Annotated in this window: 24 protein-coding genes; all 24 read right to left on the bottom strand. The window is 38.6% G+C overall.

Annotated elements, in window-relative coordinates:
- Positions 1–5: 5 nt before the first annotated feature.
- Entirely contained in the window at positions 6–380 is a 375-nt protein-coding gene (locus HOO91_11095) for a hypothetical protein (GenBank protein NOU18089.1), read from the bottom strand.
- Between the two features lie 317 nt (positions 381–697).
- A complete protein-coding gene (locus HOO91_11090) occupies positions 698–2,197 on the bottom strand; it encodes a S8 family serine peptidase (GenBank protein NOU18088.1) in 1,500 nt (499 codons plus the stop codon).
- A 638-nt stretch (positions 2,198–2,835) separates the two neighbouring features.
- A complete protein-coding gene (locus tag HOO91_11085; protein ID NOU18087.1) occupies positions 2,836–5,271 on the bottom strand; it encodes a bifunctional SulP family inorganic anion transporter/carbonic anhydrase in 2,436 nt (811 codons plus the stop codon).
- Between the two features lie 214 nt (positions 5,272–5,485).
- Positions 5,486–6,379 carry a hypothetical protein gene (locus tag HOO91_11080; GenBank protein NOU18086.1) on the bottom strand — a complete coding sequence of 298 codons (894 nt, stop codon included), beginning with the start codon at positions 6,377–6,379 and terminating at the stop codon, positions 5,486–5,488.
- 297 nt (positions 6,380–6,676) lie between these two features.
- Positions 6,677–8,098 (bottom strand): NADH-quinone oxidoreductase subunit N, encoded by a 1,422-nt coding sequence (locus HOO91_11075; protein ID NOU18085.1) that lies wholly within the window; start codon positions 8,096–8,098, stop codon positions 6,677–6,679.
- 20 nt (positions 8,099–8,118) lie between these two features.
- Positions 8,119–9,624 carry an NADH-quinone oxidoreductase subunit M gene (locus HOO91_11070; GenBank protein NOU18084.1) on the bottom strand — a complete coding sequence of 502 codons (1,506 nt, stop codon included), beginning with the start codon at positions 9,622–9,624 and terminating at the stop codon, positions 8,119–8,121.
- A gap of 55 nt (positions 9,625–9,679) precedes the next feature.
- Positions 9,680–11,602 (bottom strand): NADH-quinone oxidoreductase subunit L, encoded by a 1,923-nt coding sequence (gene nuoL / locus HOO91_11065; GenBank protein NOU18083.1) that lies wholly within the window; start codon positions 11,600–11,602, stop codon positions 9,680–9,682.
- Between the two features lie 27 nt (positions 11,603–11,629).
- Complete coding sequence (gene nuoK, locus HOO91_11060; GenBank protein ID NOU18082.1) at positions 11,630–11,929, bottom strand: NADH-quinone oxidoreductase subunit NuoK; 300 nt, start codon at positions 11,927–11,929, stop codon at positions 11,630–11,632.
- Positions 11,930–11,953: 24 nt separating this feature from the next.
- The gene (locus HOO91_11055; protein ID NOU18081.1) at positions 11,954–12,475 is read right to left on the bottom strand and encodes an NADH-quinone oxidoreductase subunit J; all 522 of its coding nucleotides are present in this window, start codon (positions 12,473–12,475) and stop codon (positions 11,954–11,956) included.
- A complete protein-coding gene (locus HOO91_11050; protein NOU18080.1) occupies positions 12,475–12,954 on the bottom strand; it encodes a 4Fe-4S binding protein in 480 nt (159 codons plus the stop codon). Before HOO91_11050 ends, HOO91_11055 begins: the two co-directional genes overlap by 1 nt.
- Positions 12,951–14,051: an NADH-quinone oxidoreductase subunit NuoH gene (gene nuoH, locus HOO91_11045; GenBank protein ID NOU18079.1), complete on the bottom strand. Its 1,101-nt coding sequence runs from the start codon at positions 14,049–14,051 to the stop codon at positions 12,951–12,953. Before nuoH ends, HOO91_11050 begins: the two co-directional genes overlap by 4 nt.
- Before the next feature lie 24 nt (positions 14,052–14,075).
- A complete protein-coding gene (locus tag HOO91_11040; GenBank protein ID NOU18078.1) occupies positions 14,076–15,143 on the bottom strand; it encodes an NADH-quinone oxidoreductase subunit D in 1,068 nt (355 codons plus the stop codon).
- A 64-nt stretch (positions 15,144–15,207) separates the two neighbouring features.
- On the bottom strand, positions 15,208–15,657 hold the full coding sequence (locus HOO91_11035; GenBank protein NOU18077.1) for an NADH-quinone oxidoreductase subunit C: 450 nt from the start codon (positions 15,655–15,657) through the stop codon (positions 15,208–15,210).
- Positions 15,658–15,675: 18 nt separating this feature from the next.
- The gene (locus HOO91_11030; GenBank protein ID NOU18076.1) at positions 15,676–16,218 is read right to left on the bottom strand and encodes an NADH-quinone oxidoreductase subunit B; all 543 of its coding nucleotides are present in this window, start codon (positions 16,216–16,218) and stop codon (positions 15,676–15,678) included.
- On the bottom strand, positions 16,209–16,559 hold the full coding sequence (locus HOO91_11025) for an NADH-quinone oxidoreductase subunit A (protein NOU18075.1): 351 nt from the start codon (positions 16,557–16,559) through the stop codon (positions 16,209–16,211). Before HOO91_11025 ends, HOO91_11030 begins: the two co-directional genes overlap by 10 nt.
- A gap of 174 nt (positions 16,560–16,733) precedes the next feature.
- Positions 16,734–17,570 carry an FAD/NAD(P)-binding protein gene (locus HOO91_11020; protein NOU18074.1) on the bottom strand — a complete coding sequence of 279 codons (837 nt, stop codon included), beginning with the start codon at positions 17,568–17,570 and terminating at the stop codon, positions 16,734–16,736.
- An 85-nt stretch (positions 17,571–17,655) separates the two neighbouring features.
- Positions 17,656–18,672: a 4Fe-4S dicluster domain-containing protein gene (locus tag HOO91_11015; GenBank protein ID NOU18073.1), complete on the bottom strand. Its 1,017-nt coding sequence runs from the start codon at positions 18,670–18,672 to the stop codon at positions 17,656–17,658.
- A 3-nt stretch (positions 18,673–18,675) separates the two neighbouring features.
- Complete coding sequence (locus tag HOO91_11010) at positions 18,676–19,479, bottom strand: hypothetical protein (GenBank protein NOU18072.1); 804 nt, start codon at positions 19,477–19,479, stop codon at positions 18,676–18,678.
- On the bottom strand, positions 19,479–19,922 hold the full coding sequence (locus tag HOO91_11005) for a hydrogenase iron-sulfur subunit (protein ID NOU18071.1): 444 nt from the start codon (positions 19,920–19,922) through the stop codon (positions 19,479–19,481). The genes HOO91_11010 and HOO91_11005 overlap by 1 nt, the downstream gene beginning before the upstream one ends.
- A 28-nt stretch (positions 19,923–19,950) precedes the next feature.
- Entirely contained in the window at positions 19,951–21,954 is a 2,004-nt protein-coding gene (locus HOO91_11000; GenBank protein ID NOU18070.1) for a CoB--CoM heterodisulfide reductase iron-sulfur subunit A family protein, read from the bottom strand.
- A 117-nt stretch (positions 21,955–22,071) separates the two neighbouring features.
- A complete protein-coding gene (locus HOO91_10995; protein ID NOU18069.1) occupies positions 22,072–22,437 on the bottom strand; it encodes a four helix bundle protein in 366 nt (121 codons plus the stop codon).
- A gap of 104 nt (positions 22,438–22,541) precedes the next feature.
- A complete protein-coding gene (locus HOO91_10990; GenBank protein ID NOU18068.1) occupies positions 22,542–23,447 on the bottom strand; it encodes a CoB--CoM heterodisulfide reductase iron-sulfur subunit B family protein in 906 nt (301 codons plus the stop codon).
- Positions 23,444–24,019 carry a heterodisulfide reductase subunit C gene (locus tag HOO91_10985; protein NOU18067.1) on the bottom strand — a complete coding sequence of 192 codons (576 nt, stop codon included), beginning with the start codon at positions 24,017–24,019 and terminating at the stop codon, positions 23,444–23,446. The genes HOO91_10990 and HOO91_10985 overlap by 4 nt, the downstream gene beginning before the upstream one ends.
- 168 nt (positions 24,020–24,187) lie before the next feature.
- Entirely contained in the window at positions 24,188–25,711 is a 1,524-nt protein-coding gene (locus HOO91_10980; GenBank protein NOU18066.1) for an amino acid permease, read from the bottom strand.
- Between the last annotated feature and the right edge of the window lie 99 nt (positions 25,712–25,810).

Here is a 25,810-nt window from a genome sequence, read left to right as displayed (position 1 = left end):
TGTTATTAATGCTTCTTTTTAGAAGTTTTCAAGTTTACTTTTCTTTGATTCTCTGCCACTCTAAATTTAACGATTTTAGCAATTAATTCAACCGGTATAGGTTGGTCTAGAGGAAATTGAACGGAGCCTTTTCCCTGTTTATATATTGAAAGTTCTTTTTTGAATGCCTCAATTCCACTGGGAACAGGATAAAAACCAATATGATTTTTAAATGCAGCAAAATGAACCAAGTTTCCATTTAAAACAAAGGTTGGAATGGCATATTTAATAGTTTCCTCAGCATCAGGTGCAATTTGTCTTATGGTAGTGCGAACCTGTTCCAAAAGGATTTGAACTTCCTTTGGAAAACCGCTAATGTAAATGTCTATCTCGTTTTTCAAAGCATTAAAACTTTAAATTGATTAATAAGATCCCTTTCCCTTTTTCATAATTTCGTTTAATCTAACAAATATAAAACGACTAACTTACTCGCAAATTGGTGTTTATGCTAAATTTTACACAAAACAAAAACTCTATTTCCCCCCAATAAAATTAAATAATAACCATCAAAATGCAACTATTTAAAATTAATTGCAAAGTTTGCTGAGGTTCAAGTAAAACCTTTTCTTACTAGTTGCTTTTATTATTTAAACTAATGACATTAAAAAGGGGCAATCTTTTTAGATTGCCCCTTTTAATAAGATATTTTGCTATATCACTATAGTACTGCTTTTAATGCATCAATTGATCCATACCCAAAATCTGCATTGCGGTTAGGATATAATTGTGCGGATTGAATAAGTCTATTTAGCACCTGAGTACGTGTCCAACTTGGATAACGAGCCCAAACTAAAGCCGCAATACCAGCTGTGGTTGAGGTTGCAACGGATGAACCACCAACATAATCAATTGTATTTGCATAGTAACCTCCAACAACCGAAGTACGATTAGAATCACCTGCTCGTTGCATAACTACTGTAAAATCAATTTTACTGCCTTTGTGACAAACAGCACATTCAGTATAACCTGAACCATCGGTAATACCTGTAACGGCAACACATTCAGCCATACTTGCTGGGAAAATAACGCCTACAAAATTAGTCCATTCTGTTGATGTTCCTCCTGCTGCAAAAATCAATTTTCCTTTTGAATAAGCATATTTAATACCATCGGAGATGCTTCCAACAGAGAAAATATGACCAATTGACATTGAAATAATTTTAACGCTTGAATTATTACCAAGTTCCGTTAGAGCTCTGGCAACACCTTTTTGCTCTTGGTAGCCTTCCAGAACAACATCATGGGTTGCTCTGTAAGCAACTAGATTGCAGTTATATGCTACACCAACAGGCATATAATTATCGTTACGTGGGCTAGCAATGTTACCTCCCATTGATGTACCATGTCCACATTTATCGTCAACACCATCAGTCTTAGTAACCCAAGGCCAAATAGAGTCAATATAAACACCATATTTGGTTAGAGTACGACCACTTGAATAACCATCGTTAAAATTAGCGCCAAGCATATTTTGATAAGCAGATAGACCTGTATCGATAAGACCCACACCAACTCCAGCACCTGTGCTATACGACCAAGCTGATGGAATATTGTGTTTGTCATAAACCCAAGAAACTAGGCAATTGGGGGCAACTGTTCTATAATCAGCTGAATTAACGGCATCTGCTGAAGTGGTACAACCTGAATCACTTTTAATCATGCCTTTATAAGCAAGATAATTGTATCCTGCAGGCTCAATATACCTAACACCTGGCATTTTTCGCAAACGCTCAATAGATTCGAAACTGGTGATTTTTATATCGAAATTATTTAGTATTGCATCATCATTCAATACAATATTTTGACCTTTAAGGTTTGGGTTAGTAACTTTTTCTTCTTCAAGTGTTAAGCTCACCAGACGATTTTTAAGATCAATTAATTCTGAACTTCTCTTAGTTTCAAAAGGAGTTGAACCGTATCCAATAGTTACTATACTGTTACTTAACAATGCGGCACTCCAAACAGTGTGATTATCAACTTTTTTCCAATCGAAACTACCAGTTTCGGTAATAAATTTATCTATTACTTGATTAATTTGCTCACCCGTTAGTGGTTGTTTTTGTGTTGGAACTTTATCTTCGCTTGTTGGTAGATTGTCTTTTGTACAACTTGCCAATATAACGATTAGTAAACACGTAAATAATAGTTTTTTTTTCATATACATTAGATTTTTGGTTTGTGTAATATTGTTGCAATATAATAATTAAAAAGTAAATGAATATTTATGTAACTATTTATCAATATTACGTATTATTAATGTTCGTAAAATGAAAAAGAGATTAGGCGTTGAATCTTAGATAAAGCAAATTGTGGAGAAATAATTAATTCTAAATTTAAGAAGGGATATCCGTGATATTTCTATAATTTGATCAAATTGTGTTAACTCTTATTTTTAAATTTAAAGAATAGAGACGTTTTTTATGATAGATATATATTTGTAACCCATATTAGTTAAACAAAATAAAATTCTTTGAAGGTTCTTAAAAGTCGATTTTCCAATACATATTTTATCAAGTGCAAAAAATGGGATATTTTGTTTAAATTAAGCCTTTAGAGCAGTCGTAAAGGTCTGTCCTGTTGGGTTTCTTGACAAAAATATATTTATTGAGAGGTTGACTAAAAACAGAATTTAGAACCAACCATACCATGATTGTATTGGATTATTTAGTTCGTCTAGCGTCAGTTTTTGCGCATTAACTTCAAAATTTTTTATTCTACCAGTAATTAATCTACTTTGTACATTTAATGAAAGATTATCACTTAGGTTAAGGCCTAACGAAAGATTAATAATACTGACTACTCCTTCTCTTTTGCCGAATCTGACAATCCATTTGGCAATCTCCCTATGTGTAAATTCTTTTGAGCAGTTGATAAGTACGTGAATATTTCCATACTACGCATTTCGTCTATGCCCTTTTGCTTGTTTACATTTACGATTATGATATTACCCATGCCTTTTCCAAATTCACCTTTAAAATCATAAAATCCAGCCATGATTGTTAACTTACCCGCCAATACAAGATCTTTATACTTTTTATATGCTATGTTAACTTGGTAATCGAGGTTTTTTTCAATTACATGTGCATGTAGTTTTTCAAAATCTTTTACAGTTGAGTATTCTTTAATAATAGGTTGTAAAAAGTCCAATTCGTGCTTAATGCCATACGACTCCTCTTCGAAACCATGTAGGTAGGCTTTTATCGCCCCACAATCGGAGTGACCTAGAAAAAGCAAAAGAGGGGTTTTCAAGTGGTAAATACCAAAATCAACTGATCCCTCTGTGGATAAAATCTGGTTGCCAATATTATGTATCGAAAAGACTTTATTTGAAGTATCGGGCATAAGTGCTGCAAGAGGCACACGTGAATCAGAGCAGGTCACCAAGGTAATATATGGTTTTTGCTTAAATTTAAACCTTTCGAAATACTCTTTAGGATGGGTTTCTTTGAAGTAATTATTACCTAAAATGATATGTGAAATTATTTTTTCTGGTTGAAGCCTTTTGAGTTTAGTGGGTGTTTGCAGAATATCAGGTTCTCCCTCACCAATTGCAGTTACAACTATATCATGAAGTGTATCACGTCTGCTGACATGGCCGAGCAAGTGTTCAACCTCCTCAACCCTTAGAATATCACGAACTTCAGAATGTGCTTCAGCCACCTTAAACTTTATACCTTTAGCCTCCAAATTCTCATGCAGGCGCTTGATTAATCGAGCCCCGCTTGAGTCAATTGTGGCCGAAGTACTCAAATCGAAGATTACTGTTTTTAGTTCAGGCTGCATCTCCAAAATCTTAGCCCAAACGGTTTGGTATACGTTCGAAACATTGAAATATACCAAAGTAGATTCCACCCGAAAAAGGAGAACACCAGGTATAAGCTCATTATCAGGATGTCTCTTGAAATCAGTATACCTATTTGTACCTGGAATACGCCCAAGAAATGCAACATGGGGGGCTGATACATTTCGAATAATTAAAATTAGGGAGAAAAGTGCGGCAATTAGCACACCTTGCAAGATTCCAAACACAATTACGCTAACAAGTGCAGTCATTGCAATAGCAAAATCGAAACGGTTAATCTTAAATAATCGCTTCATTTCCTTGATATCTACCAAGCCCTTAATAGCAATAAGAACAATTGCCGCCAATATTACGGTAGGAAGATTTTTGAGCATACCTGTAAGGAAAAGAAGACACACAGCAATACTCACTGATGCAACAACAAGCGCAATAGGGGTTTTGGCACCAGCCTTTTCATTTACTGCCGATTGAGATAAGCCCCCACTTACAGGGTATCCCTGACCTAATGAGTTAGCAAGGTTAGCAACACCAAGGGCAAGCAATTCCTGCCGTGGGTCGATATCATAGCCATTCTTCTGGGCAAGTGCTTTTGCTGCAGATACACTTTCGATATAGGCCAGAAGGAAGCAGGCAAATGCAAGAGGAATAATGCTGCCTATATCTGTTATGTTGAATATTGGAAGAGTTAGCTTAGGTAAGCCACTGGGTATAATACCTACAGTTTTGAAATCCATTGTGCCAAGTGGGGTAAATGTTATAGCAAGAACAGATAAGGCAACTACGATAATTGCAACTGGTTTTCCGGGTAAAAGTTTATCACCAAAAAAAAGTAAAAAAATAGCAACTAGACCAAAAATTAGAACAGTAGCATTTGTTTCTGGCAATTGGGTTACAAGGTTTCCTAAACGACTAAAGAAACTCTCACCTCCGCTGGTAACTCCAAATAGTTTAGGAAGCTGCGTTAGACCGATGGTAATGGCTGCTCCAGCCTTAAATCCAACAAGAACTGTTTCGCTTATAAAGTTGATAATACTACTTAACCGAAACAGGTATGCAAGGATACTAATTGCTGCAAATATCATTGCAGAAAGGGATGCCAAATCAACCCAGCGCTGAACATCGCCGCCCGAAAGATTGGCAAGCGTTACACCTATTAGCATTGAGATTGCTGAGGTTGGCCCAATGGCCAAATGCCGCCCAGTACCCAGCATTGCGTAGAATAGCCCACCAATCAGATAACCATAAACGCCATACTGAGGAGGCAACCCAGCAAGCGTAGCATAAGCCAACGATACAGGTATTGCATAAGCCGCCAAAGTGATACCCGCTACTGCATCAGCACCAAAAACTGAAAGTGAATACTCCGAAAGCCATTTAATAGATGGGATATACTTAGAAAGTTTCTCTTTGAAAAAGGCTTGAATATTCATATGCAGAAGTGTTGAAATGTGTAATTAGCCATATTGCTAAAATAGGATTATTCAACAAATAATCAACAAAAAAACAATTACCATCTGCATAATAAGATGGCAATAAACAAATTATGAGCAAAACTCATTTTTGAACCAAACAAGCCCACAAAACAATAGTGTTCTGTGGGCTTAATTAAGACTTTATAGAATGTCTGTCCTATCAGACTGAAATCTAATTATTAGTATTCTTTAAACTTTCGAGAAGTTTATCGATTGATACCCAATAGATAAAATACGAAGACATGTCATTACCCCCTCGCATAAAAAAAAGATACTTATTATCCTTCGTTACAAAGGGGCAACACTCCCAATTAGGATTGGGTGTGTTGACTTCTACTCCAAGATTTATAGGTAAAGTCCAATCACCACTGGTCTTCTTATAACTAATGTAGAGATCGCTTGATGCGCCTTCGTTAAATCGACAAAAGATAATATATGATTCATTACGAGCAATGTAGAAATCATTCTCTGTTGCTGATGTATTTATTGGCAGTCCTAAACTTTGAATGGTTGTATCAGATTTATTTATAACAAATTTGCATAAATCGCTATTGCTATCTGGAGAGCCGGGTAAAACAGAGGCTGTATAGTAATTATTTAAACTAGTTTTCTGAAAATAATGAGTTACAAGGTTAGAAGAAAGAAGCCTTTTCGGCTCTGTCCAACCATTGTTTTTTCTTAATGAATAAAAGGTACAAGCTACTTTGTTATTGTTTATATTTTTTTGCATGTACATAATACTATCATTTTCGGATAGTGATGGTGCAATAAATCCTTCAAATGCAACAAATGGACCTTGCCATTTATTGTCTAAATATTTGTAACATTTTATCCTCAGATTTGTAGGAGGCCAAGTATTAAGTTCTCCATAGTAGATCTCTTTATTATCAGAGGAGATGGTAATTCTTTCTGCTGCGACAAGCCCTTTGGTTACCTCCAATTTAAAAACCTTTGGTGTATTTCCCGGTAGGGTTTGTCCAAGATATAGGCTATCTACAGGAATTGATTGCGAGAAACCAATAGTTCCAAATAAAACAAAAGGAATTGTTAAAAGTAAATTTTTCATAATAGCAATTTAATTAAGTATTAATGAAAGACCCATTAAATCAAATTTATCCCTAAAAGGAAGAATATAATTTAGCATTAAACTTTTTTTACGCATTAAAACTAAGCAAAAAATATATTCAATCGCAAATATTTAAAAAATTACTAAATGGTTAAATACAAAGGTGCAACAATTTTGTAAAGACTGCAAAATCCATTTATGTATTTTGTATATCAACAATTGTTGGTAATATTAAAAAAAGCACGATCCTTTCGAACCGTGCTCTATATCTTCGCTAACTTAATTTTCAAATTAGCATTACATTCCAAAGCTAATCTTTGCTATCATCTCCCAAACTCCACTTGCAAAACCAGTAATTATAAGACCTGCAATACAAAGACCGAGACCAAGTTTGGTCATAAAATCGCTCTTAAAGTAAGGGATAGGAGTTTCACTCTTGTTGATGAACATTGCTTTTACAACAAGTAGATAGTAGTACAAGGATATAATTGTGTTTATAGTTGCAATTAGTACAAGAATATAAAAACCTTTCTGCGCTGCTGCGGTGAATAGGAAGAACTTTCCGAAGAACCCAGCAACAGGTGGAATACCTGCCAATGAGAATAACGCCAACATCATTGTTAAGCTAAGCATTGGGTTGGTATGATATAATCCATTGTAATCATCCATATTCTCTTTACCCGATTGGTTCGAAATTGCGGCGATAACACCAAAAACGCCAAGGTTTGAGAAGATGTAAACTAACATATAGTAAACGATTGCTGTCATACCCATCTCGTTTCCGCCAATTACACCTAATAGGAAGAAACCAGCCTGTGATATACTCGAGAATGCTATGAATCGTTTTAAGTTCTGTTGACGAATTGCAAAAAGGTTACCAATGGTCATAGTCATAACGGCTATCACCCAAACAACCTTTTGCCACAAATCCGAAATGGTTGGGAATACCTTGAATAGGATTATTGTAAGAATAAATACTGCTGCACCTTTCGAAATAACTGATAGGTATGAAGTAATGTTCACTGGTGCACCCTCGTAAACATCAGCTGCCCATAGATGGAAAGGAACTAATGAAATCTTGAAAGCCATACCAGCAAAGAAGAAGATAAATGCTAGAACTGTTAGGCTATTCATGGCCATAGCTGGATTCAGCATATCGAAGTAAATGCTACCGTACATACCATATATCATCGAAATACCGTAAAGCATAATACCTGAAGAGAATGCCGATGATAAGATTAATTTAATACCGCCCTCAGCAGAGTTGTTTCTGTAACGATCGTAAGCCACTAATGCAGCTAAGGGAATAGTTGCTAATTCGAGGCCAAGATAGAACATCAAGAAATCACCTGCTGAGATCATATAGAACATACCAACTAATGTTGAAATCAGTAGAAGGTAAAACTCAGGAAATTTATCGCTATTTTCCTCTGTTTTAAGCCAAGTATTCGACTGAATCAGGATAATTAGCGTTCCAATGTTCAAAATGTTTTTTACAACTATATGAAGGGGAATTGTGGTATACATTCCTCCGAATAACGATCCAGTTTCTGCAGGTAAAAACCCTATAATGGTGTTTATCGCAAACAGGATTACTGCCAATCCACGGATACGTCCTTTATTCTGATCCGATGTGAATATCTCGGCTATCAGTATAATAAGCGCAACTGCAATTAGTACAATCTCGTGGCGCATTAAAAGAAAACTATTTAAATTCATAGTATCAATAGATTAAACCATTAAATCCCTGGTGCAATAGCTAATTTTTGAATAATTGGAACAAGGCTATGTTGAATCATGTTCGAAAGCCAAAGTGGTGCAAGACCAATTGCTGCAATCATTAGTAAAAGTGTAACGGTCGAAAGTTTCTCAAACCATGTAGCATCTTTAAAATGATTATACTCTTCATTCCTAATTGGGCCGAGAAGCAAGATTCCAACAACTCTTAATATATATACTGCTGTAACTACAATTGATGTGGTTACAACTATTGTTGCAACTCTGTGGAACATATCTGCATGTTGGAAAGCACCAACAAATACGGTCATCTCAGCAACGAAACCGCTAAGGCCTGGAAGACCAAGTGATGCAAGACCCGCAATAACATAAACAACTGATAGGAAAGGAATGATTCTCATCAAACCACCCATTTCGTAGATGTTACGAGTATGAGTACGTCCGTAAATCATCCCAATTAATGCGAAGAAGAGTGCTGTCATCAAACCGTGAGATATCATTTGAAGGATTGCGCCGTCCATTGCGGTTTTGTTCATCATTAATAGAGCGAAAATTACTAGTCCGCAGTGACTAACTGACGAGTAAGCGTTGATATACTTAAGGTCTTTCTGAACGATTGCACCGTATGCACCGTAAACAACGCTAATGGTAGTCAGGATAATGAATATCCAAGCCATTTCATGAGCTGCTTCGGGCATTAAATACATTGCTACTCTGAAACATCCGTAACCTCCAAGTTTCATAAGCACACCAGCATGTAACATAGATACTGCGGTAGGCGCTGAAGCGTGACCATCAGGTGACCAAGTATGTAGAGGGAATAAAGCTCCAAGAACACCAAAACCAACAAATGTTAATGGGAAGAATAGGCGTTGAGCCTCAATTGATATGGTAACTTTAGCAATTTCAATTAGGTTAAATGTTAATGGTTGACCTGCAGGTGCTGAATTCATGTAAATACCTAGAAGACCTACAAGCAGCAATGCTGAACCTCCCATAAGCATTAGAGTAAGTTTCATTGCTGAATACTCCTTTGGACCTGTACCCCAAATACCAATTAGCAGGTACATCGGGATAACCGCAAGTTCGTAGAACAGGAACATGGTAAATAGATCGAGTGAGATAAAGAATCCAAACACCCCTGACGAAAGCAGGATGAGCGAAATAAAGAACTCACGGTTTAGGAACTCAACCTCCCATGATGCGAATACCCCAGCAAAAAGAACTATTGCAGTTAAGGCTATCATGGCTACCGAAATACCATCAACACCAATTGCGTAATGAATATTAAGGTTTGGATACCACATGTAATCCTGAGTGAAAAGCATTTGAGCAGTATTTCCGCCTGAACGCTCAGCTAAATACATCCAAACAAGAATCCCTGCAAGGACTAGCTGTATTCCTGTACCGATTGCGGATACAAGGCGAGCTTGCTTCTTCTCCTTTGTAAACAATATCCCGATAATCGTAATCGTCGGTATTATTACCAGTAATGATAGTACATCCATGGTTATGCTGTTAAATCATTAATTTCGTATTCAGTCTATCTTGTAAATTTTCTTTCTAGTTCATGAAAAGATATACGAACGAAAGAACCAATATCAGCACACTCGAAATAAACACAAATGCGTATTTCTGCAATTGTCCTGATTGTAAATCTCTGATATGAAATGATGCATAGTTCGATGCCCAAGCAAATCCGTTCATGGTAGCATCAACAACATGTCTATCGAACCAAGCAACTGGTCCTGAGATGTAGGCAAAAATTATCCTCTTTGTAACGAAAAGGTAAACCTCATCCATATAGAACTTGTTGTACGACCATTTATATAGATGACTAAAAGTTGCCGCCATCTTTTCAGGAGCACCCTTAGGTTTCATATACATGTACATTGCAACAAAAATCCCAACTAATCCAATAAACACAGAGGCTGCAGCAATTGGCATTTCAAGATGCGCTTCAAATGCAGCACCATCAGAGGTTACAAGTTGACTAAAAGGGATATATCCAGCAAATATTGATGCAATTGCCAAAAACATCAATGGTATTGTCATAACCAGCGGCGCTTCGTGTGGAGTATGATGATAATGCCTATCCTCTCCCCAGAATACGTTGAAATACAAACGGAACATATAGAATGCTGTTAACCCAGCAACTGCATACTCAACAAAGAATAAAACTTTATCGTGATGATATGCTGCAGTTAGAATCTCATCCTTGCTAAAGAAAGCTGATAGGAATGGAACTCCAGCAATAGTTAAACAAGCAATTAAGAATGTAATGTGTGTAATTGGTAGATACTTTCTCAAACCACCCATCTCAGTCATAACATTGCTATGTACAGCATGTATTATTGCACCAGCACCAAGGAATAGTAAGGCCTTGAACATAGCGTGTGTGAACAGGTGGAAGTTCGATGCCATAAAACCAAGACCATCGTGGCCACCATAGCCCGAAACACCAAGAGCAAGCATCATATAACCAATTTGCGACATGGTTGAATATGCAAGAACTCGCTTGATATCATTTTGGGTACAAGCAATCACCGCTGCAAATAGCGAGGTAAATCCTCCAACGTAAGCAACAACCGTTAATGCATCGGGTGATGTTAAAGCGAAGATTGGGAACAACCGTGCTACCAAGTATACACCTGCAACAACCATGGTTGCAGCATGAATCAACGCTGAAACTGGGGTTGGACCCTCCATCGCATCGGGTAGCCAAATATGTAATGGGAACATTGCCGATTTACCAGCACCACCCATAAATATTAGTACTAATGCAAGAGTAACTACTGAAAATCCCATAAAAGTTATACCTGCTGCTTGAACAATTGCAGGACAACCAGGGGTTGTAAGAGTTACAAAATCGAATGTTTCGGTAAAGTATGATAGGATTAAAATACCAATCAAAAAGCCAAGGTCGGCGAAACGGGTAACAATAAATGCCTTTTTACCAGCAGCAACAGCACTAGGTTTATCGTAATAAAAGCTGATTAGCAAGAACGAGGAGACGCCTACCAATTCCCAGAAAATATACATCTGGAAAATATTGGTTGCTAAAACCAATCCTAGCATCGAGAAGCTAAACAGTCCGAGGAATGCAAAGAATCGCTGAAATCCGCGCTCCCCCTTCATGTAGCCATTGCTGTAGATGTGTACCATCAACGAAACGGTGGTAATAACCACAAGCATCATCACCGAAATTGGGTCGAGTAGCACACCCAAATCGATATGTAGCTTATCGGTTAGCTGAAGCCAAACCGTGTTGAAAGCTATAATTTTTTGGTATACACCATCCACCTTGCCCGATACCAAGAAATACTGGTAAGCGGTAATATACGAAAGCAAGGTCGAAATGAATAAACCTGTTGTACCGATAATACCAGCAATAGCGGGTTTCATCTTGTGTCCTGTTAGCCCTAAAAATAGGAACATTAACAAGGGAATTATCGGAATTAATATTGTGTACGAAAAACCTGACATAGTCTAAGGATTTGGGGATGACAGATTTTAATATTTCATCTTATCGACATTTTCAACATTGATAGTGTTGAAGTGCCTGTAAATATTAATAATAATTGCAATTGCAACAGCAGCCTCGGCTGCGGCGATAGCTATTATAAATAGCGAGAAGAAATGACCCTGAAGTTTATCGGGAAATAGGAAGCGGTTAAATACCAAAAAGTTGATATTCACCGAGTTCAGGATTAGCTCAACCGACATTAGAATAGTTATCAGGTTGCGGCGTGTAAGGAAGCCATAAACACCTGCAAAAAACATCAGGGTGCTTACAACTAAGAAGGCTTCCATTGGGATACCTGCGTTTAACATATCTTATTCTTTTGTTTTCTTACGTTTAGCAACTACAATCGCTCCAATCATTGCGGCAAGCAACAGCACACTGATTACCTCAAAAGGAAGAACGTAACCATCTCTGTCGGTGCTTAGCAAGCTGTTCCCAATTAGTTTCATATCGATCTCTTTAGCCGCTTCGGTTGTTGCCTGAAACTTGTGCTGAAGGATTGTTGTGATACAAAGAATTGCCCCGGCAATAGATGCAAGTGCTGAGAAGTATGCTTTTCTCCAACCTACAGTTTCAAACTTTTGGCTGATATGGCTGGTAAGCAAAATTGAAAAGATGATTAGAACTACAATACCCCCTGCATATAGGGTAAGCTGAACCCCAGCCATAAACTGGTAGTTGAGCATAAAGTAGAGCCCTGCAGTTGAAACAAGTACTAAGAGAAGAAAAGTAGCTGCTCTTAGGATTCTTCGGGTGGTTACAGTTAAAACTGAAAAAACCAATATGATAGCCGAAAACAGGGCAAACATGATTTGATGTACGGTAATTTCCATTATTCAGCCCCTTTCTTTAAGGTTGAACCTTCTTTATTTAGAGTTTTCACAAGTTTTTCCTTGTTGAAAACAGCATGTTCGAACTTGTTCGAAAATACAATTGCATCCGATGGACAAACTTTTACGCATAGTCCACAGAAAGTACACATTCCAAGGTTGTAGATATACTTGTCGAGTACTTTTTTCTTCTTTCCATCGGGTGTTTCGATGGTAACAGATTTTACCTCAATTGTTCCGTTAGGGCAATTGATCTGGCAAATTCCGCAAGCGGTACACTGATGCTCGTTCTTTTCGTTATGAGGCATAACCAATTCACCCTTGGTTCGCTCATACATTTTCAGTTTTTTACGATTCTCAGGATACTGTTGGGTTACAATTTTCCAAGGCTTAAAAAAATAAGCACTAGTTACCTTCATCCCAGTCCAAAGGGACTTAAGGGCGAAGAATATAGTTTTGAAGTAGTTAAATATTTCTCTCATAATCCAATCTGCCAACCCATTAAGACAATAAATGCCATTATTAGAATGTTAACCAAGCTGATTGGAAGCAGAAACTTCCACTCAAGGTTCAATAGCTGGTCGATACGTAAGCGTGGGAAAGTCCACTTGAACCACATCATAATGAGGATGATTACAACGGTTTTTCCAACATACCATAGAACAGGAGGTATAAAATCCATTACATGGTTAAAGCTTTCGAGACCTGGTATATGTAGAGGCATCCAACCACCCCAGAAAATGGTAGCGGCTAACGATGCAACAATAAACATGTTCATGTACTCTGCAAGGAAGAAGAATGCAAACTTAATCCCTGAGTACTCAGTGTGGAAACCTGCTGCTAACTCTGATTCAGCCTCAGCCAAGTCGAAAGGACCACGGTTTGTCTCTGCGGTAGCAGCAATCATATAGACTATGAATGCGGTAATAGCAGGAATATGTCCTTTAAAAATGAACCAAAGGTCTCTCTGTCCTTCTACAATGGTTGAAAGTTGCATACTGCCTGCAAGCACGCAAATCGCAATAAGCGACATACCAACCGAAAGTTCGTAGCTGATAATCTGCGCACCACTACGCATTGCACCAAGTAGCGAGTACTTACTGTTACTCGACCATCCTGCAAGCAGAATACCAACAACCCCCATCGACGAAATGGCCATCACATAAAAGACTCCAATGTTTAGGTCGATTGGGTGTAGCCCTTTTGCAAAAGGAATAGCTGCAAGTGCTAAGAATGAAGTGATGATTACAATAAATGGTGCTAGGTTAAAGAGTAATTTGTCGGCTTCGCGGATGGAGATAATCTCCTTCATAAGGAGTTTAATTAGGTCGGCAATGGTTTGGAAAAAACCATAGGGGCCTACCCTATTGGGACCAACACGGTTCTGGATAAATGCACAAATTTTACGTTCGGCATAAACCAGATATAACCCGACAACTGCATAGAATGCCAGGAATAAAACTCCTACAATAACCATTTCCCAAAGGACAGCCCAAAACGGGGAGCACGCTCCGCGCAATGTAACATCGACCCACTGGGTAAAGCTTGTAAAGTCGTAGAAATCAAAAGTAAATGACATATCGTATCGTATTCATTCGTTTTACTATCTGTCAATATCAGGAATAATGTAATCGAGTGAGCCACCAATAGCCACTAAGTCTGCAATCTTTTGACCTCTGGCCAAGGTATCAAGTGCCGAAAGATTACAGAAGTTTGGTGAACGAAATTTCATCCTATATGGATTTTTTTCGCCTTTGCTTATAATGTAAACACCAAACTCGCCACGTGCAGATTCAACTCTTTGATAGTACTCTCCTTCAGGAAGTTTGATAATCGGCTTCATCTTAACAGCGACGTCACCAGTAGGAATATTATCGATTAGTTGTTCGATTATATTCATCGATTCACGCATCTCGTCCAAACGGACCATATAACGAGCGTAAGTATCGCCTTCAGTACGTAAAACCTCGTTAAATTTAACCCTGTCGTAGGCATGGTAAGGGTGATGCTTGCGAACGTCGCATGAGAAACCGCTTCCTCTACCAGATGGACCTGTCATACCAAAAGAGATAGCTTGTTCCTTGCTCATTACTCCAACACCTTTAGCTCTTTCCATCATAATGATGTTGCCTGAAAGCAACTCATCATACTCAGGAAGGATTTTTCTGAAGTATTTTATAAAATCTTTAACCTTCTTTTGGAAATTTGGATCGAGATCAGCCATTAAACCACCAGGACAATTGTAACTCTGTATTAATCGGCTACCAGTGGTCTCCTCAAAAATATCAAGAATTTTTTCGCGGTCGCGAAGTCCATAGAAGAAACATGTTAAACCACCAAGATCCATACCGAATGAACACCACCAAAGTTGATGTGAAGCGATTCTGGCTAATTCATCCATAATTGTGCGGATAACCTTTACTCTTTCGGGTACCTCAATGTCAAGTGCTTTTTCAACTGCGAGGCAAACTGCTGCATTATTCATGTGAGCAGAAAGGTAATCGAGCCTATCGGTAAGATGTATGATCTGTTGGTAGGTCATTGTTTCGGTCATCTTCTCCATACCACGATGGATGTAACCGCAATGTGGTTCAACTTTTTGAACCATTTCGCCTTTTAGCGAAAGGACAAGACGTAACACACCGTGAGTAGATGGGTGTTGAGGTCCCATGTTAATGGAAATCTCCTGATTGTCTGCCTCTGGAATAATAATCTCTTCAGCCATAGTCCTATGATCAAATAGTATTTACTGAAGGGTCGTAGTCCTTCCGTAACGGATAACCTTTCCACTCCTCATCAAGGAAAATTCTTCTCAAATCGGGATGGTTAGTAAACTGTATTCCAAGAAAATCGAATGCTTCTCTCTCGTGGAATTCAGCGGTTCTCCAAATATCACAAATGGTTGGGATTTGGGGATTCTGCTTATCAGCCGAAACCTTAACAACGATTACATGATGAAACATTGTTGATTCAAGATGATAAACTACTCCAAGGGTATCGCCATAGTCAACACCCGTTAGGTTAAACAGATAGTCAAAAGCCAACTCCTTATTCCCTTTTAGCTGCTGAGCAAGGCTATACCATTTGTCAGCGGCAACCGTAAGATTGAGGCATTGTTTCCCCTCATCAAGAACGGCTGTAGGCTCTATCTTTAGTATACTATCTTTCAATTCCTGGTTAGTCATAAGTTCAGGCTGAAATCGTTATTTATCTTTTTTTAAAAACATACTCTCAGTCTTGATCTTGCGCTGGAGCTGCATAACACCATAAAGCAATGCTTCAGGTCTTGGGGGACATCCTGGAACATAAACATCCACAGGTATAATCTTATCAACACCTTTAACAATGGAGTATGAATTAACAAATGGTCCGCCAGAAACTGCGCATGCTCCCATTGCAATAACATACTTTGGATCAGGCATCTGGTCGTACAAACGTTTTAGCACAGGAGCCATCTTTGGTACGATTGTTCCTGCAACAACAATTACGTCTGCTTGACGAGGGCTAGCACGATAAACCTCTATGCCGAAACGGGCAAAGTCATGACGTGCAGCACCAGTGGCCATCATTTCAATACCACAACAGCTGGTTGCGAAGGTCAATGGCCAGATGCTATTGCTTCGTCCCCAATTAACTATATTATCGATTGTTGTGAAAAGGATGTTGCCGCCTGATTGTTTGAAGAGTTCGAGGGTTTCGTTATCCTCAAAATCTTCGTACTTCATCGATTTAATTTTTACTCCCATATCAAAGCCTTTTTCTTCCAGGCGTATAGTAGGCCTAGGACAAGTACAAAGAAGAATATCACGATCTCAATAAAAGCGGTCATCCCAAGATCTTTCATAACAACCGACCAAGGAAACACAAAAACGATTTCAACGTCGAACACTAGAAAGATAATGGCAAACAGGTAGTAACCTACGTTAAACTGCAACCATGTTAACCCTTTTGTTGGGATACCGCACTCATATGGATCGTGCTTTTGTGGGTTCTCTGAAGTTGGGGCAACATAATTTGAAAAAATTATCGCACCACCAACCAGTACAACCGCTACAATAAAAAACAGAATTAAGAATTCGCCGCTCATAGGCTATATTTTACGATTCGCAAATGTAGAATTTAGCATTAATAACACATCGATTTTAAAACAGCCGCCTCGATGATATATGTCAACTTTTACAATATACTGTTAGTTGATAAACAGTTAAAAAAGCAATAAAAACATTTTAAAGAACTCTGCTATTTGAAGCATTGGAGTATTCTAATACTCATCAGGTAATTCCTTTAGCTGTTTATAGGTAAAAACTGGTCCATCCTTACAAACAAAGTACTTACCAACATTGCAACGACCGCATTTCCCAAACCCGCACTTCATCCTGTTTTCAAGCGTTGTAAAGATAGTATCTTCAGTAAAACCTAACTTTTCGAGAACAGGGAACGTGTATTTGATCATAATTGGAGGGCCACAAACAATAGCAATGGTATCTTTGCTCGATGGGGCAACCTTTTCGAGAACAGTTGGAACAAATCCAACTTCGCCCTTCCAATTTGGAGTTTCACCCCCTGGGTCAACGGTAGTTACCAACTTCACATCGGGACGCTCCCCCCATTCCTTTAACTCGTGCTTATAAACTAGGTCGTTTACCGTTCTTGCACCGTATATAATTGTAATATCTTTATAGTTTTCTCTTAAATCGAGTGTATTCCAAATCACGCAACGCATAGGGGGAAGTGCAATACCACCAGCGATGTAGAGTAGGTTTTTGCCTTTCCACTCATCAATTGGGAAGATATTGCCATAAGGACCACGGAAACCAATGGTTTCGCCCTCTTCGAGATTTGCCAATGCGCCAGTTACTCTACCTGCCTTGCGGAATGTACATTCGATATACCCCTTGCGGGTAGGTGCTGATGCGATACAAAAGGTTGATTCGCCTTCGCCCATCACCGAGTACTCACCAAACTGCCCAGCCTTAAACTCGAACTTTTCAGCATCCTCAGGGTTCTTGAATTTTAATCGAAAAGTTTTTACCTCAGGTGCTTCTTCGGTAATCTTCTCGACCTCCATTAAGTAGGGTTTATAGATATTTTGACACATATCTCGAATAATTTTGAATGTTTGTCTTTCTATTTAAAACTTTATTTTGAAAAGGAAATGCTCACCAATTCTGACCATTTTCAAATTAAATATTCTCCAATTTAACCAGCTGCTCAAGGATATTCATATCCACAGGGCAAGCACGTGAACAGCGGCCGCAACCAATGCAACCAAGCGATTCGTTACGTTCAGGCATATATGAGAATTTATGCATAATCCTCTGTCTCCAACGCTGACTCTGAACCTCGCGTGGGTTATGACCTGATGTATGGATTGTAAATAGTCCAAAACCGCATGAATCCCAACATCTTAGTCGTTTACCAGTTTTACCCTTGGTTTCATCTTGAATATCGAAACAAGCACAAGCAGGGCATACAAACGCACAAGCACCGCAACCAATGCAGCGGAGCGAATTTTCAACCCAGAATGGGTGTTCGAAAGTGCCAGCAAGGTTTTTGGTTACCTTTTCGTGTGAGAATTGTTGCTTAACCTGAGCAAGGTTTCCATCTTTTGATTCTGCAGGAGCAGCCTCAAATAGATCTGCGGCAGCATTTACAATCTCTTTGCCCTTTTTGGTGATAATCTCGGCAAGATAATCGCCAGTGCTAAGTTTGGTGAGCAGTATATCGCTTCCGTTTGTTGCGCCTGGATTTAGTCCAACAGAGGTACAAAAACAGTTATCGTCACATTTATAGCAGCTAAGGCTAATAACCGCCATCTTATTCATTCTGGTATTAAAGTACTCATCTTTATAATCCCACATGAATATCGACTTCAAGGCGTTAAAGCCAGCAGCATCACAAGGGTGAGCACCCCAAAGGACAAGGCTTGGAACTTTTGCTAGATCTACCTCAGTAACCTCAGTACCATTCCTATCGGTTGTGAAACGTACAAGATTCTCTATCTTAGGAAATACGGTATTTTTTAACGATTGGGTTGTTTGAATATGATCATAGGTAACCTCGGTATATGATGGGTTATAGTGAAATTCTGTTTTACCATCTTTGATAATTGGAGCGAATATTTTATTGCCATTCGCCTGAAGCTTTTGGTAAAGTTTTTCAAGCGATGCCTTTTTGATTAGTTTCCTTTCAAGTTCCATATCTTAGAGAATAAAATTGTCTTTATCATCAAGTTTGTAATTTGATAGAACTGACTCCATCTTCATCGAAAGACCTGAGTCAACCCCAAATAATCTCTTTGATTCTTCAGCCATATGCATGGTAAGCAGATGAACTGGAATATCCAATGGACAGGCTCTTCCGCAGTCACCACAACTTACACAACGTCCCGAAAGGTGCATTGCTCTTAGCATGTGCCATTCATAGTTTCCATTTTTACTTGCCTGTACTGGAATCCATTGAGGTTGATTGCATTCAACAGCACAACGTGTACAGTAGCAAAGAGGGCAAGCCGAACGACATGCATAGCATTTGAAGCAGGTTTCAAGAGCATTTGTCCAGTAGTCAAACTTCTCTTGAGTAGTCATCTTCTTTAACTTCTCAATCGCCTCCTTATCCTTAGCCGAAAATGCGGTATTCGCTTTTTGAAGATAAGTTTCCATTACGGTTAGGTCGGGAAAATCGAGGAGTTTACCATCCTCACCTATGCCTAGAACCACAATATTTTCAGCCTTAACCTGTTCTTCGGAAATGAGCATATTGATTGTTCTCATCACTGGGATGGTAGCAACAATACCCATCTTTCCAAGATGTTTTACCTCATGCTTAACAAGATATACCGCTAGGTTTTGGGTGCAACGCTCATCGTAAATGAGTTTATCGACCTGAGCAGAATCTTTAATAAATGATGCTCTAACTTTATTTGAGGTTCCGTTTTCGTAACCTATGATTACTTGAACCTGTTTGCTATCTAGCAACTCCTTGGCTCTTTTTCTTATACTTTCCATTATAGTTCTTCTTCTATACCAGATTTAACAAGATTCTGATAATTTGTATAGGGTCCGAGTTTACGGAGTTTTTCGGTAGTAGTATTTACAATCTCAGCCCAACGTGCACCCTCGGCAGCCGATACCCAAGAGAAAGTGATTCGCTCAATATCAACACCCATATAATCGAGCAACTCGCGGAATGCCATCCAGCGGCGTTTTGCGTGGAAATTTCCACTGGAATAGTGACAATCGTTGGGGTGACAACCTGAAACGATAATCCCATCGGCACCATTCTGAAAGGCTTTCATCAAAAGCATAAAGTCGATTCTACCTGTACAAGGGAAGCGAATAATCTTAACGTTGGCTGCATACTTGATGCGGCTTGTCCCCGTTAAATCGGCTCCGGCGTATGTACACCAGTTGCATACGAAAGCAACTATTTTAGGTTCAAATTCAGACATTTGTATATGGTATTTTGAATATTTTCTACTAAAACTCGTTAAATAATGCCACTACCTCTGAGTAAACTTGCTGATTGGTGTAGCCATGAATGTCGATAGATTTGGAGCGACAAAGTGCAATACAAGTTCCACAACCTTGACATAATCCCTCGTTTATTTTAGCAAGCACCTTTATTACTTTACCATCTCTCGATTTAATCTCTTCTCGCTCGATTGCTTGGTATGGGCAAACTGGTTGACACATAAAGCAGCCAACACAGGTTGAATAGAGTGGTGGGCCTAATCTGTTAACCTGAGCAATTAATGGATCACGGGTTAATTCTGTTTGTGAGAACAATCCAGCAACTTTTACTGCTGCACCCGATGCCATTGAAACTGAATCGGGAATATCCCTTGTTGTTTGGCAAGCACCTGCTAAGAAAATACCTGCGGTGTTTGTCTCCACAGGACGAAGTTTTGGATGTGCCTCAGCAAAGAACTTATGTTGATCGTAAGATACATGTAAGGTTTGAGCTAAGTTTTCTGCACCTGGACTAGCAATACCTGCTGTTGCAAGCACTACCATATCGAACTCTACCTCTTGAGGTTGAGCACCAAGAAGAGTATCAGCTACCTTTAATATATATTTTCCGTTACGCTCAATAATTGTCGATACGCGACTTCTTACATAATGTACATGGTCTTCTTCAATGGCACGGCGAACAAACTCTTCGTAGTTCTTACCTGCTGCCCTAATATCCATATAGTATACGTAAGCATCACCCTCGTGAACCTTGTGTTTGTAAAGCATTGCATGTTTTGCGGTGTACATACAGCAGATTCTTGAGCAGTACTCTATTCCCTTTGCAGGGTCACGAGAACCAGCACATGCTATAAATGCTATGCGTTTTGGAATTTGTCCATCCGATGGACGTCGAATAACACCTTGTGTTGGGCCAGATGCTGATGCTAATCTTTCAAATTGAAGACCATCGATCACATCTTTATATTTACCATGTCCGTATTCTGGGAAGAAATCGGAACGCTTAACCTCAAAACCAGTTGCAAGTACAATTGCTCCAATTGATTCCTCGATTATTTCATCAGGTTGGTCGAAACGGATTGCCTTTGTAGGGCAAACAATTTCGCAAACTTTGCACTTACCTGTATTATAATAGGTACAGTTTACTTTGTCTATAACCGGTTTATTGGGTACTGCTTGAGGGAATGGAACGTATATTGCTGGACGAAACCCTAAGTTTTGTTCAAACTCGCTTGGAATTTTCTTTTTAGGACATTTTGTTGTACACAACCCGCAACCAGTACAAAGTTTCTCATCGAGGCTCTTTGATTTTTTACGAATTTTCACCTTGAAGTTACCTATAAACCCTTCTAGACCTTCAACTTCAGCGTATGTATATAGAGTGATATTTGGGTGCTGAGCAACCTCAACCATTCTTGGAGTTAAGATACATTGCGAGCAATCGAGAGTTGGGAAAGTCTCCGATAGCTGAGCCATGTGACCACCAATAGAGGGTGAGCGTTCAACCAAAATAACTTTATGACCACAGTTTGCAATATCAAGTGCAGCCTGAATACCTGCGACTCCACCTCCAATCACTAATGCCTTTTTGGTAACAGGAACCTTGATTGGTTGAAGTGCGGCATTCTTCTGAACCTTTGCCACCAATGTTCTTACAATATCAATAGCTTTTTCAGTGGTAGTATCATTTCTTTCATGAACCCAAGAACAATGCTCCCTAAGGTTAGCCATTTCGCAGAGGAAAGGGTTAAGGCCAGCATTCTCACAAGCTTTACGGAAAGTTGGTTCGTGCATACGTGGTGAACACGCAGCAACCACAACTCCTGTAAGTTTCTTCTCCTTTATTGCCTCAATAACTAAGTTTTGTCCTGGGTCGGAACACATATATTTATACTCGACACTATGAGCAACGCCCTTAAGTTTGCTGATTTCCTCAGCAACTTTTACTACATCAACTGTTGCGCTAATGTTTTCGCCGCAGTGACAAATAAAAACTCCTATTCGAGCCATTTTATATGAATTATTATGTTTCTTACTATTTTTAAGTGCCTTGAGTACTTCGAGTACTTGGAGTGCCTTAAGTTAGAAGAGTCTTTAACTCTAGGCACTTGAAGTACTTTAGGCACTCTAAGTACTTGTTTTTAACTTACTTCCAATTGAAGTGAAAATCGCAAGTAGTTCATTGGCTTCTGTTAGCATTGATTGAGTTTTTTTATTATCAATCCAATTTAAACGTTCAATAATTTCTAACCAATAAACTGTTTCACTTGCTTCGCTTTCACTTATTTTAATTTTATTCTTAAAATCTGCCTTACTCCTTGAACGATTTGCTTCCCTATAATTAGCTCCCACACTTGTTCCCGATTTAGTAATCTGGTATTTGATTACTTTACCCTCAGGCGTTTCGGGTAGTAAAGATGAAAGTTTGATAATTTCGATAGCAAACCTTTTGGTTCTTTCCTCAAGTTGTTTGCTAAACTCTTTGTTATCCATATCTTTCAAATTTACAGTGCCTAGAGTACTTGGAGTGCCTAAAGTTAGAAGAGTCTTTCAACTCTAGGCACTCGAAGTACTTTAGTTCACTTTAAGTACTTATGCTATGCACTCTCAACTTCTTTCGTCTTAACCTTTTTCTCAACAACCGGCTCCTCCTTCTTCTCAGGAAGATTTATAGCCACAAAATGACGCTTCAATCCAATTTCCTTTGGAGTTAACCCAACAGCTAATCCAATTGCCTGAGTCATATAGATAACAGGAACTGTGAATTTATTATTCCAAAACTTATTGATGCTTGGACGGCGCATATCGAGATTTGAATGGCACATTGGGCAAGCAACGATAATTGCTTCTGCACCACGATATGTGGCATCCTCAATGATCTTTCCAGATAACTTTGCAACCATATCGGTTTTTGAAACAGATAGACCAGCACCACAACACTCAACCTTATAGCCCCAATCCAATGCATTTGCACCGATCTTCCGCATCACATTATCCATCGATTGTGGATCTTCGGGACGATCGTACTTTAAAATCTTTGCTGGACGAACCATCAAGCAACCATAATAGCAGGCAACATTATAGTTGAATTTCTTTTTGATCTTGGGTTCAAGTTTATCAACAATAAACTTATCGACAAACTGAATTACGTTCATTATATTGGTTGTACCCTTGAACTCCATTCCAATAATTTCGCTTACACGATTTCTTAGAACAGGGTCATGAAGTAGTTCGTGCTGAGTAACTGCCAAACGACTATAGCATGCAGCGCAAGGAACTACAACATCAGCAAGTCCATGTTTTTCTGCAGCGGCAAGGATACGAGCAGGAAGAGCCAAGGAAAGTTCCTTGTTCATATTGTGAGCAGCAGTTGCACCGCAGCAGTTCCAATCGGGAACTTGTTCAAATTCAATATCAAATGCTTTGGCAAGTGCAAAAACTGACTCGTTATAATCTCTAGCTGAACCATTCAGCGAGCAACCTGGATATAGTCCTATCTTCATTTTTTATCCTCCTTGCTAACCTTTGTGAAAATATTCGAAATGTTTTTGATCCCTTTAATCCGTTCAGGAATAAAATGAAGTTTTCCTCTCGAAATCATTCCGGGCATCAAGGTAATATCTTGGAACATCTTCCATGATCTCATCTTATAATCAACCACTAATCCAAATTCGAATAACCTTCCAGTATATTTTATTGAATCGAGGAATGATTTATGGAATGAAACTATATTTTTTGCTTTTGGATTAACCTTTTTCTGACGAATAGATTCCTGACGGAGGTAGTCCATCATTACAGGGATATCAACCTCCATTGGGCAGCGCTGTATGCACATCTCACAGCTGAGACATACCCATATGGTGTACGATCTGAGGATTTTATCCTCAAAAACAGGATCGCCTGTTTGTAGCATTCTGAGGACCAAACTGGGCGGGTAATCCATATCGGCTGATAGGGGACAACCTGCGCTACATTTTCCGCATTGATAACATCTTTGGGCATGCACTTGGGTATTGTGCCGAACTTTACCCGCTAAAGAGTTATCTACTTCATGATGATGTGCTCCACTTGACATAGTAATGGAATATAATTAAGGGTACAAGTATAAAGAACATTCTGTCTTAGTATTTTCTTTTTTCTATGCTGAAAAACATGAAATAGAACCTCACTTTATTCGTCATAAAAAATCCCTTAAAATAAGGGATTTTTTTCCTATCAAAATCTGATAAATATCATCCTAGTGTTATTTTTTTAACAGTTTACTTTTCTTAATTCCGTAAGTGAAATAAATAATCATACCTATTGCAAACCAACCTATTAATCGTAACCAAGTATCTAAAGGTAACGAAAACATTTGTACAAGGCATATTATAGCTCCCAATGCGGGTAGGAATGGTACCCAAGGTGTTCTAAATGGACGTGGAAGTTCAGGTCTGGTTTTACGGAGTACAATAATCCCAACGCAAACAATTGCAAATGCGAGTAGTGTTCCAATAGACACAAGTTCACCTAAAAGACTAATTGGCAACACGCCCGCTAATACCATAGCGAATGCTCCCGTAATTAAAGAACTAATATAAGGAGTCTTGAATTTTGGGTGTACTTTCGAGAATACCGGAGGAAGTAACCCGTCCTTAGACATTGCGTAAAAAATTCTTGGTTGTCCCAAAAGCATAACTAGAATTACTGAAGTTAATCCGGCAATTGCAGCAATTTTCACAATTGGTTTCAACCATGCCATGCTACTTCCCATTGCATTAACTCCAACAGCAACTGGATCTGGAACATTTAAAAGTGTATAACTTACAACTCCTGTTAGTACAAGTGCTACAGCGATATATAAAAAGGTTGAGATGGTTAGCGAACCAAGAATACCTCTTGGCATATCTCTCTGAGGATTTTTAGCCTCTTGTGCTGCTGTAGAAACAGCATCAAAACCAATATAGGCAAAAAAGATTACTGCTGCACCCCTAAATATCCCGCTTATGCCAAACTCGCCCCATTTTCCTGTGTTCTTGGGAATAAAATCATGCCAATTTTCTAATTTTATAAATGCAATACCAACACCAATGAAAAGTAAAATAACACATACCTTAACAATTACCATAATATTGTTAAAGTTTGCTGATTCTTTTATTCCGATAACAAGTAGGGCAGTGAGTAAGCCAATAATAATCATTGCTGGGATATTTAGTACTCCAACAACATGTGGTAAGGTATTTACATCAATATTATGATTTGCAAGATAGGTAACTAGCTGACTTGAGGTTGCTTGCCAACCCATTCCCGGAACTTGTATTAGTTGTGTTCCCGGAGATGCAGCAAATTGCGGCGCAATATGTATTCCAATATCATTTAGTAAACTCACCACATAACCCGACCAACCTACTGCTACTGTTGACGCAGCAAACAAATATTCAATAATTAAATCCCATCCAATTATCCATGCTAAAAACTCGCCCATTGTTGAATATGCATAGGTATAGGCACTTCCAGAGATAGGAATCATTGATGCAAACTCGGCGTAACATAAACCTGCAAAAGCACATGCTAGGCCAGATATTATGAATGATAACACAATAGCAGGTCCGGCATAGTTTGCGGCTGCCTGTCCTGTTAATACAAAAATACCAGCACCAATAATAGCACCAATGCCCAAAGTTGTTAAGTTAAGTGGCCCCAAGGTTTTTTTAAACCCATGTTCTTTATCTTCGGATTCGGAAAGAAGTTGTTGAATAGGTTTTGTTTGAAATAATCGTGTTTTCATGTTAGGGTGAGGTTAATTTGAATGCACAATCTATTTTTTAAAATAAGGTTTTAAAGGTTATAATTATTTTATAGGAAAACAAATAATAAATCGTTCAAT

This window comes from Bacteroidales bacterium, assembly GCA_013141385.1.
GTDB lineage: Bacteria > Bacteroidota > Bacteroidia > Bacteroidales > Tenuifilaceae > UBA8529.
Note: the sequence above shows the minus strand (reverse complement) of the source record. Positions and strands in the feature narration are given on the sequence as shown.

Excerpts from the sequence above, each read along its gene's own strand:
- HOO91_11090 (NOU18088.1), bottom strand. The coding sequence starts at position 2,197 with ATGAAAAAAAAACTATTATTTACGTGTTTACTAATCGTTATATTGGCA.
- HOO91_11050 (NOU18080.1), bottom strand. The coding sequence starts at position 12,954 with ATGAGAGAAATATTTAACTACTTCAAAACTATATTCTTCGCCCTTAAG.
- nuoK (NOU18082.1), bottom strand. The coding sequence starts at position 11,929 with ATGGAAGCCTTCTTAGTTGTAAGCACCCTGATGTTTTTTGCAGGTGTT.
- HOO91_11040 (NOU18078.1), bottom strand. The coding sequence starts at position 15,143 with ATGGGACCTCAACACCCATCTACTCACGGTGTGTTACGTCTTGTCCTT.
- HOO91_10995 (NOU18069.1), bottom strand. The coding sequence starts at position 22,437 with ATGGATAACAAAGAGTTTAGCAAACAACTTGAGGAAAGAACCAAAAGG.
- HOO91_11070 (NOU18084.1), bottom strand. The coding sequence starts at position 9,624 with ATGGATGTACTATCATTACTGGTAATAATACCGACGATTACGATTATC.
- HOO91_11085 (NOU18087.1), bottom strand. The coding sequence starts at position 5,271 with ATGAATATTCAAGCCTTTTTCAAAGAGAAACTTTCTAAGTATATCCCA.
- HOO91_11055 (NOU18081.1), bottom strand. The coding sequence starts at position 12,475 with ATGGAAATTACCGTACATCAAATCATGTTTGCCCTGTTTTCGGCTATC.
- HOO91_11025 (NOU18075.1), bottom strand. The coding sequence starts at position 16,559 with ATGAGCGGCGAATTCTTAATTCTGTTTTTTATTGTAGCGGTTGTACTG.
- nuoH (NOU18079.1), bottom strand. The coding sequence starts at position 14,051 with ATGTCATTTACTTTTGATTTCTACGACTTTACAAGCTTTACCCAGTGG.
- HOO91_10990 (NOU18068.1), bottom strand. The coding sequence starts at position 23,447 with ATGAAGATAGGACTATATCCAGGTTGCTCGCTGAATGGTTCAGCTAGA.
- HOO91_11035 (NOU18077.1), bottom strand. The coding sequence starts at position 15,657 with ATGACTAACCAGGAATTGAAAGATAGTATACTAAAGATAGAGCCTACA.
- HOO91_11015 (NOU18073.1), bottom strand. The coding sequence starts at position 18,672 with ATGGAACTTGAAAGGAAACTAATCAAAAAGGCATCGCTTGAAAAACTT.
- HOO91_11005 (NOU18071.1), bottom strand. The coding sequence starts at position 19,922 with ATGTCTGAATTTGAACCTAAAATAGTTGCTTTCGTATGCAACTGGTGT.
- HOO91_11075 (NOU18085.1), bottom strand. The coding sequence starts at position 8,098 with ATGAATTTAAATAGTTTTCTTTTAATGCGCCACGAGATTGTACTAATT.
- HOO91_11030 (NOU18076.1), bottom strand. The coding sequence starts at position 16,218 with ATGGGAGTAAAAATTAAATCGATGAAGTACGAAGATTTTGAGGATAAC.
- HOO91_11010 (NOU18072.1), bottom strand. The coding sequence starts at position 19,479 with ATGGAAAGTATAAGAAAAAGAGCCAAGGAGTTGCTAGATAGCAAACAG.
- HOO91_10985 (NOU18067.1), bottom strand. The coding sequence starts at position 24,019 with ATGTCAAGTGGAGCACATCATCATGAAGTAGATAACTCTTTAGCGGGT.
- nuoL (NOU18083.1), bottom strand. The coding sequence starts at position 11,602 with ATGTCAGGTTTTTCGTACACAATATTAATTCCGATAATTCCCTTGTTA.
- HOO91_10980 (NOU18066.1), bottom strand. The coding sequence starts at position 25,711 with ATGAAAACACGATTATTTCAAACAAAACCTATTCAACAACTTCTTTCC.
- HOO91_11000 (NOU18070.1), bottom strand. The coding sequence starts at position 21,954 with ATGGCTCGAATAGGAGTTTTTATTTGTCACTGCGGCGAAAACATTAGC.
- HOO91_11080 (NOU18086.1), bottom strand. The coding sequence starts at position 6,379 with ATGAAAAATTTACTTTTAACAATTCCTTTTGTTTTATTTGGAACTATT.
- HOO91_11020 (NOU18074.1), bottom strand. The coding sequence starts at position 17,570 with ATGTGTCAAAATATCTATAAACCCTACTTAATGGAGGTCGAGAAGATT.